General features: G+C 57.2%; 12 protein-coding genes and 3 tRNA genes. 4 read left to right on the top strand and 11 right to left on the bottom strand.

The annotated features are described in order from the left end of the window. Window positions 1-21 precede the first annotated feature (21 nt). Window positions 22-672 (bottom strand): hemolysin III family protein, encoded by a 651-nt coding sequence (locus CPA59_RS03385; protein ID WP_038917842.1) that lies wholly within the window; start codon window positions 670-672, stop codon window positions 22-24. Window positions 673-882: 210 nt separating this feature from the next. On the opposite strand from CPA59_RS03385, the gene CPA59_RS03380 reads away from it, so the two are divergent. Beyond that, window positions 883-1,491 carry an HD family hydrolase gene (locus tag CPA59_RS03380; protein WP_038917841.1) on the top strand — a complete coding sequence of 203 codons (609 nt, stop codon included), beginning with the start codon at window positions 883-885 and terminating at the stop codon, window positions 1,489-1,491. A 70-nt stretch (window positions 1,492-1,561) separates the two neighbouring features. On the opposite strand, the gene CPA59_RS03375 is transcribed toward CPA59_RS03380, so the two are convergent. From CPA59_RS03375 to gcvT, 4 genes are all read right to left on the bottom strand, one after another. Then, window positions 1,562-2,212: a LysE family translocator gene (locus CPA59_RS03375; RefSeq protein ID WP_049854566.1), complete on the bottom strand. Its 651-nt coding sequence runs from the start codon at window positions 2,210-2,212 to the stop codon at window positions 1,562-1,564. Window positions 2,213-2,389: 177 nt separating this feature from the next. After that, window positions 2,390-5,263, bottom strand: coding sequence for an aminomethyl-transferring glycine dehydrogenase (gene gcvP, locus CPA59_RS03370; protein ID WP_107758696.1), 2,874 nt, complete (start codon window positions 5,261-5,263; stop codon window positions 2,390-2,392). A 169-nt stretch (window positions 5,264-5,432) separates the two neighbouring features. After that, window positions 5,433-5,840, bottom strand: coding sequence for a glycine cleavage system protein GcvH (gene gcvH, locus CPA59_RS03365; RefSeq protein ID WP_100848931.1), 408 nt, complete (start codon window positions 5,838-5,840; stop codon window positions 5,433-5,435). 31 nt (window positions 5,841-5,871) lie between these two features. Then, window positions 5,872-6,972: a glycine cleavage system aminomethyltransferase GcvT gene (gene gcvT, locus CPA59_RS03360; protein ID WP_038917837.1), complete on the bottom strand. Its 1,101-nt coding sequence runs from the start codon at window positions 6,970-6,972 to the stop codon at window positions 5,872-5,874. A 652-nt stretch (window positions 6,973-7,624) separates the two neighbouring features. Between gcvT and fucO the strand changes: the two genes are divergently transcribed. Beyond that, window positions 7,625-8,776, top strand: coding sequence for a lactaldehyde reductase (gene fucO, locus CPA59_RS03355; RefSeq protein WP_107758695.1), 1,152 nt, complete (start codon window positions 7,625-7,627; stop codon window positions 8,774-8,776). Between the two features lie 308 nt (window positions 8,777-9,084). Here the strand turns inward: fucO and alsS are convergent, their stop codons facing one another. Both alsS and budA read right to left on the bottom strand, forming a co-directional pair. Beyond that, a complete protein-coding gene (gene alsS / locus CPA59_RS03350; RefSeq protein WP_038917833.1) occupies window positions 9,085-10,764 on the bottom strand; it encodes an acetolactate synthase AlsS in 1,680 nt (559 codons plus the stop codon). A gap of 55 nt (window positions 10,765-10,819) precedes the next feature. Further along, window positions 10,820-11,608: an acetolactate decarboxylase gene (budA, locus tag CPA59_RS03345; RefSeq protein WP_087881257.1), complete on the bottom strand. Its 789-nt coding sequence runs from the start codon at window positions 11,606-11,608 to the stop codon at window positions 10,820-10,822. A 111-nt stretch (window positions 11,609-11,719) separates the two neighbouring features. Here budA and CPA59_RS03340 point away from each other — a divergent pair, with 111 nt between their 5' ends. After that, window positions 11,720-12,613: a LysR family transcriptional regulator gene (locus CPA59_RS03340; protein WP_038917832.1), complete on the top strand. Its 894-nt coding sequence runs from the start codon at window positions 11,720-11,722 to the stop codon at window positions 12,611-12,613. Window positions 12,614-12,741: 128 nt separating this feature from the next. After that, the gene (locus tag CPA59_RS03335) at window positions 12,742-13,026 is read left to right on the top strand and encodes a DUF1435 domain-containing protein (protein WP_013316348.1); all 285 of its coding nucleotides are present in this window, start codon (window positions 12,742-12,744) and stop codon (window positions 13,024-13,026) included. Between the two features lie 116 nt (window positions 13,027-13,142). On the opposite strand, the gene CPA59_RS03330 is transcribed toward CPA59_RS03335, so the two are convergent. From CPA59_RS03330 to CPA59_RS03315, 4 genes are all read right to left on the bottom strand, one after another. Continuing rightward, window positions 13,143-13,228, bottom strand: a tRNA-Leu gene (locus CPA59_RS03330). 90 nt (window positions 13,229-13,318) lie between these two features. Continuing rightward, a tRNA-Leu gene (locus CPA59_RS03325) sits at window positions 13,319-13,404 on the bottom strand. A gap of 32 nt (window positions 13,405-13,436) precedes the next feature. After that, a tRNA-Leu gene (locus CPA59_RS03320) sits at window positions 13,437-13,522 on the bottom strand. A 116-nt stretch (window positions 13,523-13,638) separates the two neighbouring features. Then, a complete protein-coding gene (locus CPA59_RS03315) occupies window positions 13,639-14,541 on the bottom strand; it encodes a LysR family transcriptional regulator (protein ID WP_038920793.1) in 903 nt (300 codons plus the stop codon). Between the last annotated feature and the right edge of the window lie 25 nt (window positions 14,542-14,566).

Raw genomic sequence — 14,566 nt, 5'->3', positions numbered from 1 at the left:
TGACGGCGATATCTGCACCGGTTATCCCACGTACAGATAGATCGCCAAAAAGTGGCACACACTGCCTCCCAGCACAAACCCATGCCAGATGGCGTGATTGAACGGTATACGCTTGCAGACGTAAAACACCACGCCCAACGTATATACCGCGCCGCCGATCGCCAGCAGCGTCACTCCGCCGACGGACAGTTTCATCGCCAGTTGATAAATAACAATCAGCGATAGCCAGCCCATCACCAGATAGGTCATCAGCGACAGCATTTTAAACCGGTGCGCAAACGCCAGCTTGAATATGACGCCCAGCAGCGCCAGGCTCCAGATGGTGATCATCAGTCCGCGCGCCAGCGGCGAGTTAAGGCCCACCAGCAGAAAAGGCGTATAGGTTCCGGCAATCAGCAGATAGATAGCGCAGTGATCAAATTTCTTCAGCCAGCGTTTTGCGCGCTGATGAGGAATGGCGTGATACAACGTCGATGCGAGAAACAGTAAAATCAGGCTGCCGCCATACAGACTATAACTGGTTATAGCCAGAGACGTGGCGCCATTGTCCAGCGCCTGCACCAGTAATAACACCAGCCCGACAATCCCAAAGATAAAACCAATTCCATGGCTGATACTGTTGGCGACTTCTTCCGCCAGCGTATACCCCGATTCCCCCATTTTTTTCTTCATGCAAACCTCTTGTCCCACACTTACCCCTATGCTCGCACCGGCGGCCTTCCCTGCCACGCTGAGCAAGCTTTGAGCAGCTTAACTGAGAACAATTCCAGTGTACACCTGTACGCTAAAATAAAAATCAGCGGCTTTCAGACGGTATTCTTGCATGTTCATCTTATGGCGCATCCCCTACAATAGAGCCTCTTTATTGCAGGAGATTAACGGATGTCGTTCGCTTTACCCGTACTGGATTTCGGCCCCATGACCGATGTCGTCCGGTTTCTGATGGAAATCGACAAACTCAAGAGCGTTCAGCGCCGTTCCAAGGTGATTGGCACCGATCGTCAGGAAGACTCTGCAGAGCACAGCTGGCATTTTGCGGTCGCGGTGATGAGCCTGGCGCCTTATGCCGATGACGGTATCGATATCACCCACGTGCTGAAAATGGCGCTGATTCACGACATCGTGGAGATCGACGCCGGAGACGTGCTGGTGTATGACCTGAAAGCCCGCGAAGCCATTCAGGAACAAGAGCAAGCCGCCGCGGCGCGCATTTTCGGCCTGCTGCCGCAACCGCAGCACGACCAGTTTCTGGCGTTATGGCACGAATACGAAGCCGGAGATACCGCCGAAGCGCGTTTCGCGCTGATGATCGACCGTGTAATGCCGGTGCTGATGAACCTGCACAACGGCGGCCAAAGCTGGGTGGAACACGGTATCCGGCTGGAGCAGGTGTTGAGCCGCAACGCCTTTATCAGCGACGTCAACCCGGCGCTGTGGAGCTATCTGAAACAGCACCTGGAAGAGGCGCAGGCGAAGGGCTGGTTGAAATAGCCGATGGTCGCCAACCGCATGAGCGGCGCCAGAGGCCGCTCATATCGGCGAACAAAAATGTCTGTATCGGTCAGTTTTTTGCCGTCATCGCCAGCTTCACGCCCAGTGAAATAAACAGCACGCCAATGGTTTTATTCAGCCAGAAGCGCACCATTTTGCTGACTTTCAGCTTGCTGCTGGCCAACGCGGTCGACGCGGCCAGAAAGTGACACCACAGCATGCCGTTGAAATTGAAGATCAATCCCAGAACGATAAACGCCAGTGCTTTCTGCGGCGCCTGCGGGTCAATGAACTGAGGCACGAACGCCAGAAAGAACAGCGCTACTTTCGGGTTTAACACGTTGGTGAGGAACCCCTGCCAGTAGATTTTCCGCATGGAAAGCACAGGCCGGTTGGCCGGCAGAACACCGCTGTCGGCATTAGCGCGGTGAGCGGATTTATCCAGCAACGCTTGCACGCCCATATACACCAGATAGACAGCCCCCAGCACTTTCACCACCGTAAACGCGGTGGCCGAGGTAGCCAGAATGGCGGACAGCCCCAATGCCGCTGCCAGAACATGCACCAGCGTGCCGGAACCGATGCCCAGCGCCGCAGCCGAGCCCGCGCGCCATCCCTGCGACGAACTCTTCGTCATAATCAGCAACGAATCCGGTCCCGGCATGATGTTGAGCAAAATGCCGGACAGGATAAACAGTGAAATATCGTGAATGCCTAACATGATTTTCCCGCCATCTATTAATATTAATTTTGCTTCAGCTCCCGCTTCATTTTTCAGGGGGAGAAGCGACCACTCTACCACGCCGGACAAAAAAAACGGGCGCCGCTCACGCCGCACCCGTTTGTATCAGGAGGCTCTCGAACCACCTCCCAATTATTCACACTGTAAAAACCGCGCTTACTGATATTCGCTCATCGGCACGCAGGAGCAGAACAGATTACGGTCGCCGTACACGTCATCCAGACGTTTCACCGCCGGCCAGTATTTGTGGGTCTGTCCGGCCGGGAATACCGCCAGCTCGCGGCTGTACGGATGCGACCAGTCGGCTGCCAGCTCGGTCTGGGTGTGCGGCGCATTTACCAGCGGATTGTCTTCGTGCGGCCATTCGCCCGCCGCCACGCGGTCGATCTCGGCACGGATCGCCAGCATCGCGTCGATGAAACGGTCCAGTTCCACTTTGCTTTCCGACTCGGTCGGCTCGATCATCAACGTACCCGCCACCGGGAACGACATGGTCGGCGCATGGAAACCGTAGTCGATCAAACGCTTGGCGATATCCATCTCGCTGATGCCGGTGCTCTCTTTCAGCGGACGAATGTCCAGAATGCACTCGTGCGCTACGCGATCATCACGGCCGGTATACAACACCGGATAAGCGTCTTTCAGGCGCGTCGCCACGTAGTTGGCGTTCAGGATCGCCAACTGGCTGGCCTGTTTCAGCCCGTGCGCGCCCATCATGCGGATGTACATCCAGCTGATCGGCAGGATGGAAGCGCTGCCGAACGGCGCAGCGGAAACCGCGCCCTGACGAGTCAACACGCCGTCCATCGCAACCACCTGATGGCCCGGCACAAACGGCGCCAGATGCGCTTTCACGCCGATCGGTCCCATGCCTGGGCCGCCGCCGCCGTGCGGAATGCAAAACGTTTTGTGCAAGTTGAGGTGCGACACGTCCGCGCCGATGTGACCCGGCGAGGTAATGCCTACCTGCGCGTTCATGTTGGCGCCGTCCAGATACACCTGGCCGCCGTACTGATGAACAATCTGGCACACTTCGCGGATAGTTTCTTCGTACACCCCGTGGGTGGACGGGTAAGTCACCATGATGCAGGAGAGCTTATCGCCGGCCTGCTGCGCTTTTTCCCGCAGGTCGTGCAGGTCGATGTTGCCCTGCTTGTCGCAGGCCACCACCACCACCTGCATCCCCGCCATCTGGGCGGAAGCCGGGTTGGTGCCGTGGGCGGAACTGGGGATCAGGCAGAGGTTGCGCTCGCCTTCGTTACGGCTTTCGTGATAACGGCGGATCGCCAGCAGACCGGCGTATTCGCCCTGAGCGCCGGAGTTCGGCTGCATACACACCGCGTCATAGCCGGTTAGTTGCACCAGCCAGTCGGACAGCTGCGTGATCAGTTGACGGTAACCCAGCGCCTGTTCGGTCGGGCAGAACGGATGCAGTTCGGCGAATTCCGGCCAGGTAATCGGCAGCATTTCCGCCACCGCGTTGAGCTTCATGGTGCAGGAGCCGAGCGGGATCATCGCCTGATTCAGCGCCAGATCCTTACTTTCCAGACGATGCAGATAGCGCATCATTTCGGTTTCGCTGTGGTACTGGTTGAATACCGGATGAGTCAGGATGTCGTCACTGCGCAGCAACGCCGCCGGGATTGACGCCGACCGGCTGCTGACCGCCGCATCCAGCGTATCGATATCCAACCCGTGATCGTCGCCCAGCAGCACGGCGAACAGCGCCAGCACGTCGTAGCGGCTGGTGGTTTCATCCAGCGCGATGCCGACCGCGCCATCCAGATCGGCGCGCAGGTTAATGCCGGCGCTCAGCGCGCGGCCCTGTACCGCCGCCTTATCGGCGACCTCAACGGTCAGGGTATCGAACCAGTGCTGATGACGCAGCGTCAGACCGCGCTGGGTCAGCCCGGCGGCCAAAATGTCGGCCAGACGGTGGATGCGCCCGGCAATGCGTTTCAGCCCCTGCGGCCCGTGATACACCGCGTACATGCCGGCAATGTTGGCCAGCAGTACCTGCGAGGTACAGATGTTGGAGTTGGCTTTTTCGCGGCGAATGTGCTGCTCGCGGGTCTGCATCGCCATGCGCAGCGCGGTGTTGCCGGCGGCATCACGCGAAACGCCGATAATACGGCCCGGCATGGCGCGTTTGTATTCGTCGCGGCAGGCGAAAAACGCCGCGTGCGGGCCGCCGTAGCCCATCGGTACGCCGAAACGCTGGGCGGACCCCAACACAATGTCGGCGCCCTGTTTGCCCGGCGCATCCAGCAGCACCAGCGCCATGATGTCCGACACCACGCTGATGATCACTTTGCGGTTTTTCAGCTCAGACATCAGCGCGCGATAGTCATGCAGCTCGCCGGTGGTGCCTGTCTGTTGCAGCAACACGCCGAAGACGTCGTCATACTTCACCGCGTCAGCCGCGTTGCCGGTAACGATGTCAAAGCCGAAGGTCTGCGCGCGGGTGCGCACCACGTCCAGCGTCTGCGGATGCACGTCGGCGGCGACGAAGAAACGGTTTGCCTGCTTGAGTTTGCTGACGCGTTTGGCCATCGCCATCGCTTCCGCGGCGGCGGTCGCTTCATCCAGCAACGAAGCGGAAGCCAGCTCCAGACCGGTCAGATCCTGCGTCACCTGCTGGAAATTCAGCAGCGCTTCCAGACGTCCCTGCGACACCTCCGGCTGATACGGCGTATAGGCGGTATACCAGCCCGGGTTTTCCAGCACGTTGCGCAGAATCACCGGCGGCGTCAGCACCGCGTGGTAGCCCATGCCGATGTAGCTTTTGTAACGCAGGTTACGTCCGGCGATCGCCTTCAGTTCGGCCAACGCCTGATATTCGGTGGCGGCGTCGCCTACCGCCGGCGGTTGGGGCAGTTGGATATCGGCGGGTACGATCTGGCGGGTAAGCCCGTCCAGTGAATCCGCCCCGATAGCGGCCAGCATCTGTTGTTGCTGAGCGGCCGACGGGCCAATATGGCGCTCCGTGAAGGCGCTACCGTGTTCGAGCTGACTGAGAGTCTGGGTCATGTGGGGGAATTTCCTGCATTTAGCACAGTGATGTGCAGCACAATTAACTAATTCAGAAAACAAGCAAATCATTCAGAAAAACAAGCAAACAATTCACAAAACAAACAGATCATAAAAACAAGCGGACAATAAAAACGCCCCGTCGCGGGGAGCGAACGGGGCGTCAGGCTTATTCTTCGTCGTCGCCGTCTTCTTCTTCCAGCAGCGCCTGATAACCAGCGGCATCAAGCAATTCGTTCAGTTCGTCTTCATCAGACGCCTTGATGCGGAACAGCCAGCCTTCAGCATACGGCGCGCTGTTCACCAGTTCCGGTGCGCCTTCCAGTTCGTCGTTGATTTCCACCACTTCGCCGCTGATCGGCGCGTAGATGTCGGACGCGGCTTTGACGGACTCCGCCACGGCGCAGTCATCACCGGCGTTGACCGTGCTGCCGACTTCCGGCAGATCGACAAACACCATATCGCCCAGCAATTCCTGCGCGTGCTCGGTGATGCCCACGCTGTAAACGCCGTTGCCTTCCGCCATCACCCATTCATGGGACGAGGTATATTTCAATTCTGCCGGAACATTGCTCATTGCCACCTTCTCCTTCCATTAACGCCAAAAATTAAAACTGAACCAGCGCCTTGCCGGCGCGAACGAAATTGGGTTTGGTCACATGCACCGGCATCTCGCGATTACGAATCTGCACGATAGCCTGTTCGCCGATACCGGCGGGAACACGAGCCAGGGCGATGCTGACGCCCAGCGTGGGCGAAAACGACCCGCTGGTGATCACACCTTCCTGCATGACGCCATGATTATCGGTAAAGCGGACCGGCTGACCGTGACGCAGCACGCCTTTTTCGGTCATCACCAGGCCGACCAGTTGTTCGGTGCCTTCCGCCTGCTGACGCTCCAGCGCTTCACGGCCGATGAACTGGCGGTCTTCCGGCTGCCAGACGATGGTCCAGCCCATGTTGGCCGCCAGCGGCGAGATGGATTCATCCATGTCCTGACCGTACAGGTTCATGCCCGCTTCCAGACGCAGCGTGTCGCGCGCGCCCAGTCCGCAGGGTTTAACGCCGGCCGCCAGCAGTTGTTGCCAGAAACCGACCGCCTGTTCCTGCGGCAGCGCGATTTCATAGCCCGCTTCGCCAGTATAGCCAGTGGTGGCGATAAACAGGTCGCCCGCCTGTACGCCAAAGAAGGGTTTCATGCCGGCTACTTGCTCACGCTGGGCATCGTTCAGCAGACTGCGCACTTTTTCCTGCGCCTGCGGCCCTTGCACCGCGATCAGCGACAGATCCTCACGTTCGGTAATCTCCACCATGAACGGTTTGGCATGCTCGGTGATCCAGGCCAGATCCTTCTCGCGGGTGGCGGAGTTCACCACCAGCCGGAAATAGTCTTCGGTCTGGAAATAGACAATCAGATCGTCGATCACGCCGGCGGAGGGCGTCAGCATCGCGGTATAGAGCGCTTTACCGGGCTGGGTGAGTTTGGCGACATCATTCGCCAGCAGATAACGCAAAAATTCACGCACGCGGGCGCCGCGCAGATCCACGATGGTCATGTGCGACACATCAAACATGCCGGCGCTGTTGCGTACGATGTGATGTTCGTCCAGTTGAGAACCGTAGTGCAGCGGCATCATCCAGCCATGAAAGTCCACCATTTTGGCGCCATCGGCCAGATGCTGTTGATACAACGGAGTGTGGTTTGCCATTCTTTTCTCTCTACGTTAGCCGCGCGTTGTGACGCCAGGCCCCACGACGCAAACGTTTATCCTGCCCCAGAACTTACCACCGAAGCGCGCGTTCCACCACTCCCACAACCATAAGTTTATCTATATAAAAAGCCAAACCGGCATTGAATTACCCAATCACCCAATCAGGATATAAATCCGTAAAATTTCACAAAATAAAAACTTAACTCCAAATTAAAAAATAAAACCAATACCACAAATTATTAATGCATGACTTTCTGGTTTGATGTCAGAAGAGACAACCACAAGTTAAATTAGATTAAATAATGCGAAAAAACCCTAAAATTAGATTATTTCAGGTAAGGCCACGCCCGTTTTTCATTGCCTTCACACTCCGATTCTGTGATCGCCGTCGTGGACACCTTCCCGTCAGCGACAGTACGACGCGGCTGATGGCAGCCGTAAGAAGGCAGCGAGTCCCGACCGGTTTCACACTGGGTTCATCGGCGGGTGATCCCTCTGACAAAGGTTTGACTTTTATCAACCGGAAGCGAGCTTTCGTCTCGCCCTGCGCGGTGCGCGACTAGATTAACTATTAACCACACCGGCTACTGGCGCAAATGGATAACCGACACGCCTCAATGATTAAAAATCAATGCGTTAAGGAGAAATCATGGCACACAGAATGATACTGAATGAAACGTCCTATTTTGGCGGCGGCGCCATCGCCCACCTGACCGAAGAGGTACAGCGACGCGGCTTTCGCAAGGCGCTGGTGGTGACGGACCAGGAACTGATGAAGTACGGCGTAGCGGGTAAAGTAACCGCGCTGCTGGACAAAGCAAGCCTACCTTATGACATCTATGACGGCGTGATTCCCAACCCAACCATCGCCGTCGTCCGGCAGGGCGTCGAACGTTTTCAGGCATCTGGCGCCGACTACCTGATCGCGATTGGCGGCGGTTCGCCGCAGGACACCTGTAAAGCCATCGGCATCATCATCAACAACCCGGAATTCGCCGATGTGCGCAGCCTGGAAGGGGTCGCGGCCACCCGCAAACCCAGCGTGCCGATTCTCGCCATTCCTACCACCTCCGGCACCGCGGCGGAAGTCACCATCAACTACGTCATCACCGATGAAGAGAAACGGCGTAAATTCGTCTGCGTCGACCCGCACGATATCCCCATCGTGTCGTTTATCGACGCGGACATGATGAGCAGTATGCCCGCCTCACTCAAAGCCGCCACCGGCATCGACGCCCTGACCCACGCCATCGAAGGGTTCACGACTCTGGGCGCCTGGGAATTGACCGACATGCTGCACCTCAAAGCCATCGAGATCATCAGCCGTTCACTGCGCGACTCGGTGGCCGGCAAACCGCAGGGCGTGGAAGCGATGGCGCTGGGGCAATATATCGCCGGTATGGGTTTTTCCAACGTCGGCCTGGGACTGGTGCACGGTATGGCGCATCCGCTGGGCGCGTTCTATAACACCCCGCACGGCGTCGCCAACGCGATTCTGCTGCCCCATATCATGGCCTGGAACGCGGAATACACCGGCGAGAAATTCCGCGCCATCGCCGCGGCGATGGGGATACAAGGTGCGGACAGCATGCCGCTGACGCAGGCGCGGAACGCGGCGATTCAGGCGGTGCGGCAGCTGGCGCAGGATGTGGATATTCCGGCGCAATTGCGTCAGGTCGGCGTTAAAGAGCAGGATATTCCGGCGCTGGCGCAGGCGGCATTCGACGATGTCTGCACCGGCGGCAACCCGCGCCCGGCCAGCGTGAAGGAGATTGAGGCGTTGTATCAGTCGATCTACTGATAATCAAACCAAATGACAATCAAACTGCGGATCGTGCGATTTGTCGATGCGTGACGGGAAGTGACAAAAAACGCGCGTCCTGCCAATGATGAACCGGAACCTGCCGCGTCAAACGCCGCGGCAGGCCGGTCAAGCCCGTATTACTATCGGGGCTTCAGGACGCGTGGAGCAACCAGCGCCTGTGACGAACATTCAGCATTCGCAATGCAGCATTTACGCTGGAATATTCGTTACAGGCGAACACGGCTCAAAGGCTGCAAAGCCTTGCAGCAGGTAGGATCGTAGCATCTGAACCGAGCGTATCACGCTCAGATCAGGTGGCTGATATTCACGTTCTCCATCAGGTAATGGTTGTCGGAGTAATCCACCGGAATGGCAATCACCGCCGGGCCGTCCACATCCATCGCCTGCCAGAGCTTCGGCACCAGTTCGGCGGCGGACTCCACGGCGAAACCTTTAGCGCCGAAGGCTTCCGCATAGGCTTTGAAGTCAATCGGCCCGAATTTGACGCCGGAAGCGCGGTGATATTTTTTCTCTTCCTGAATTTCCACCATGTTGTAGGCGTTATCCACCCAGATGATGTGCAGAATGTTGGATTTCAGCCGCACCGCGGTTTCCAGTTCCATACTGGACTGCATGAAACCGCCATCTCCGGACACCGACACCACTTTCTGTTGCGGATTCACCAGCGCGGCGGCGATCGCCCACGGCAACGCCACCCCCATAGTCTGCTGACCGTTGGTCATCAGCACCTGACGGGCGCGGAAGCTGTAGAGATAACGCGCCAGCCAGATATGGAAGCTGCCCATGTCCACGCACAGGGTCACGTCTTTATTGACCAGATCCTGCATTACCCGCACCAACCGCAGCGGATGAATAGCGAAGCCGTCCATGTTGATGGCGCGGGTCGCCAGTTCATGGCGCAGTTGACGACGCTCCTCCAGAATCGCCTCCGACTGGGACGACAGCACGATCGGCGAGCTCAGTTGCTCATTGAGCGTATCAATGGTGATGCTGATGTCGCCAACCAGTTCCACATCCGGGCGGTAGGCGTTTTCCACTTCGGCGGGCAACACATCAATGTGCACCAGCGTGGCATTACCAGAATTCCACAGCGCCGGCGCATACTCCACCGGGCTGTAGCCGACCGTGACGATAAGGTCGGCCTGCTGTAGCAGCTTGTCGCCGGCCTGATTGTTAAACAACCCTACCCGTCCGGCAAAATGGTCAAAATGCTGTTGATCGATTACCCCGGCGGCCTGATAGGTACTGGTCACCGGCAGGCGGCTGTGATGCAGCAGGCGGCGCAGCGCCTCGGCATTTTTCGGCTGGCTGGCCATCAGCCCCAGCAACAGTATCGGGTTTTTGGCTTTCTTGATCAGCCCGACCACCCGTTCAACATCCGCACGCGGCGCGCTATTGAGGGTCGGCAGCGAGGTACGAGCCAGAATCGGGCTGTCTACCGGTTCATTGACAATATCTTCCGGCAGACTGATGAACGACGCGCCCGGCCGACCGAGCTCAGCAGCGCGAAAGGCGTTAGCCATCACTTCTGAAATGGCGGACGACACCGTGATTTCGGCGCTGTATTTGGTCACCGGCTGAAACAGGCTGACGGTATCCAGGCTCTGGTGGGTCAGTTTCAGGCGGTCGGCGCGTTTGACCGCACCTCCCAGCGCCACCAGCGGGTCGCCTTCCGCCGTCGCAGTCGCCAGCCCGGTCACCAGATTCGAACAGCCCGGCCCCGACGTCACCAGCGTCACGCCGGCCTTGCCGGTAAGACGGCCGACGGCGGCCGCCATAAAGGCGCCATTAGCCTCATGGCGCACGGGAATGGTTTGAATCGGCGAATCCACCAACGAATCAAACACGCGGTCTACTTTTGCACCAGGAATGCCGAAGACATAGTTGACGCCTTGCTGCTCAAGATGTTTTACGATCAGCTCCGCACCGCTAGACCAATGCTGTTGACCATCCCTATTTTCCATAATGTTTATCCTCTGCATAACAGTGTGCTTTTGCTTTCAGTACCTGCTCGATGCTTCAGCTCTCCACGGAGTGAATGACGCTATCGAGATTTTCAGGGGATAAATTGGCTTTCAGGAAATCCCTGTCGCGGGGAAGGTCAATAACCAGTTTGGCGATAGAGCCAAAGGTCAATACGCCTTCTTCCAGTCGATAATCAAGGATATGCCCGCCGCCTTTGCGGTCATCAGTGATGAAATGCTCGTGATAACCGGCAACATTAATCCCCTGAACATAGGCAGGACTACGGAAACCGATAACGCTGCCCTGACACTGTTCGAAACGGAACGTGGGTTGTTGGGCAATCGCTTCCAGCATCGGTTTATAAGGGCGTTCCTGGCGAGGTACCGTACGGGTTTCCACGTGGCTAAAGCGGCCATCTATCCGCAGGGCACAAAACAGATTATCTGTTGCAATCAAGTCATTAATGCGCTGATGAATCGCTTCGCGGCTGGTGGCCTGCCCGAAATGGATTTGCTCCGTCGGGCGGAAAAAGGTCATTACCGCGAAGGGAGTTTTTTGATACGGCAGCGCTGCTCGCGCGCTGCCATCCTCACGGAGCTGGAAGATACGGCTGTTAAGCGCCACCAGTTCACCGTCGAGATCATTAAACGTCCCTAATCCAAAATCGCCATGTTTCAGAAGTTCTTCCATGGTGATGTTACCTTCATAAACGCCATTAATAAGCCCGCTCATTAATGACGTCTGATAAATAACGCACTCTGGATGCTGTTTCTGATGATGAAGTGCAAAGCTGGCCAGTTCCCTGACACAGGAGTCGACGCAGTTAACATCTTTCATATCCATTCCCTTCTGACGATGATCAACTTAAATTTATTTAATGTTTCACTTGAATATTGACCTCCGTCACACCAAAGTTCCAATACAGAGATGTGGCCATTTGGAGATCGAAAATATATGGAATTACGTTACCTGCGCTATTTTGTCGCAGTGGCCTCAACCCGGCATTTCACCCGCGCGGCGGAAATTCTCGGCATATCACAGCCGCCGTTAAGCCAGCAGATTCAAAAACTTGAGCGGGAAATCGGGACGCCGTTGTTCAAGAGGCTGACCCGTGGCGTGGAGATGACGGAAGCTGGCGAAGCGCTGTATCAGGACGCCAGCCATATTCTGGAACTGGCCGAATCGGCCGTGGAGAGAGTGCGCAGCATCGCCCGCGGGGAGAGCGGCGCGATCAACATCGGCTTCTCCTGTGCGGTGACGTTTCATCCCACGGTGCTGGCGCTGTTGCGCCGTTACCGGCAGCATTATCCCAGCGTCCAGCTGCGGCCGCGGGAAGAGCACATCAACGAGATTCTGGAGAGCCTGCGCAACCGCACCACCGACATCGCGTTTGTGCGCCTGCCATGTGATATCGGCGAGGAGTTCGAAGGCGAATTACTGGCGGACGAGCCGATGCGGCTGGTGCTGCCGGAAAACCATCCGTTCAGCGATCAAACGCGAATCAATCTGGGACAGCTGCGGCAGGAACCGTTGATCATCTTTCCGCGCGAACTCTGCCCTAGTCTGCACGACCTGATTATCCGCGCCTGCTACCTGTCGGGCTACCAGCCAAAAATCAACCCGCTGGCGCCGCATATCACCGCCACCATCAGCATGGTGGCGTCCGGTTTTGGCGTGACCTTTGTCCCTGAATCGCTGGCCAGCATCCAGACCGGCAATGTGACTTATCACGACACCAACACGCCGCACCTCACCACGCAGATTGCCGTTATCTGGCGCAAACATGACCGCTCCGCCACGCTGCTGAACATGCTGCAGCTGGTGCGCGACTATCTGCACAGCGCCTGATCGTTCTCAGGCATCCAAAAACCTGCCGTCGTCAAACGGCAGGTCACACAAAAATCATGCGGCACCGGTTGTATAGCGGCAAATCTTATATATGATATTAGTTATCATTATCAACAAGAGAAGCCACAATGCTGACCGCCATGATCGCCGCCTGCGGGCTATGGGGAATAAGCTGGTATTTTGGCAAGCGTCTGTCCAGCGCCTGGGGCGTTCTGCTGCCGGCGGCGCTGATGCCGTTGCTGGCCCTGCCGGAACTAAACCTGACCCACCTGAAGTACATCTGTGCGCTGGCGATGCTGCTCACGTTGAGCATGCTGTTTCATCGCCGTATGCGTCACTATCTGCTGCTGCCGTCCTGCATTGCGCTGGCAGGCGGCCTGGCGGCGCTGTCGCTTACGCTAAAGGGATGGTGATACCGACCCTGAACGGGCATAACGCACAAGATAAAGGAAGAAAACGCGCTGTTGATTTTATGAGCGAGAAGAATTGCTGTGCTGGAAAAAGACAAGAAAGATAAGGATGAGGAGAGTGGTGCGAAGAGAGGGACTTGAACCCTCACGTCCGAAGGACACTAACACCTGAAGCTAGCGCGTCTACCAATTCCGCCACCTTCGCACTGTTTACTACGATACTATTTACTATTCACTACTTACTACGATTACTACTTACTACGATATTGCTGCTACATCTTGATTTGTATCCCAGTGGTGCGAAGAGAGGGACTTGAACCCTCACGTCCGAAGGACACTAACACCTGAAGCTAGCGCGTCTACCAATTCCGCCACCTTCGCAGGTACTGTGAAATACAAATCTGTGGTGATTTTGGTGCGAAGAGAGGGACTTGAACCCTCACGTCCGAAGGACACTAACACCTGAAGCTAGCGCGTCTACCAATTCCGCCACCTTCGCAAACCAAGCAACATTACGTCACACAATGTCACCACGGAGGCGAATTCTAGAGATTTTCGCACCAACGTCAATCATTATTTCCATGTCGTTACAGCGTTTGCTGTAAAAAACAGCATTCAGACAAACGGGGCCTGCTGGAAGCATTGTTGAAGCCACTCAATCACCACCCGGATGCGCGGCGCCAGAAAGCGCCCGGAGGGATACATCACATACAGCGGCATATCGGGCGGCGGTAACTGCGGCAGGATCTCCACCAGTTCCCCGCTCGCCAGCAACGGCGCCAGACCGTAGCGCGGCGCCTGAATAATCCCCATTCCGGCCTGGCAGGCGGCGATATAGGCATCGGCGCCGTTGATTTCCACCAGACTGGGCAGCGAGCGGGTAATGACTTGCCCCTGCTGCATAAATTCCAGCGGGTAACGCTGCGATGTGCGCAGCGAAAAATAGCTCACCATACGATGAGACGTCAGCGCCTCCAGCGTGTCGGGCACGCCGTATTCCGCGCAATAAGCCGCGGAAGCGCAGGTTATCTGCGGCAGCGACGGCAGCGAACGCGCCACCAGCGAATCATCATCCACCTGCCAGGCGCGCAGCACGCAGTCCACGCCTTCGCGCACCACATTAATCGCGGCATCGTTGGCGCTCAGCACCAGCGCAATCTGCGGATAGCGGCGGTAAAACGCGGGCAACGACGGGATCACCACCTGCCGGGCCAGCGAATGCGGCATGTCGATTCGCACCCGTCCGCTGGGCTGCTGGCGCTGACGGGAAAACAGCGCGTCCGTTTCCTCAATTTCCGCCAGCAACTGCACGCAGCGCTGGTAGTAAAGCAAACCTTCGTCCGTCACCTGCACCTGACGGGTGGTGCGTTGCAACAGACGCACCCCCAGCCGCAGCTCCAGCCGTTTCAGCGTCTGGCTGACGGTCGCCCGCGGCAGTCCCAGCTTTTCCGCCGCCCGGCTAAAACTTTCCGCTTCCACAATGCGCACAAACACCCGCATCGCCTGAACCTGATCCATCACCGGCCCCATTGTTTGCATTTTA

This window comes from Dickeya sp. Secpp 1600 (assembly GCF_003049805.1).
Lineage (GTDB): Bacteria > Pseudomonadota > Gammaproteobacteria > Enterobacterales > Enterobacteriaceae > Dickeya > Dickeya fangzhongdai.
This window is presented reverse-complemented; position numbering and strand designations above follow the sequence as displayed.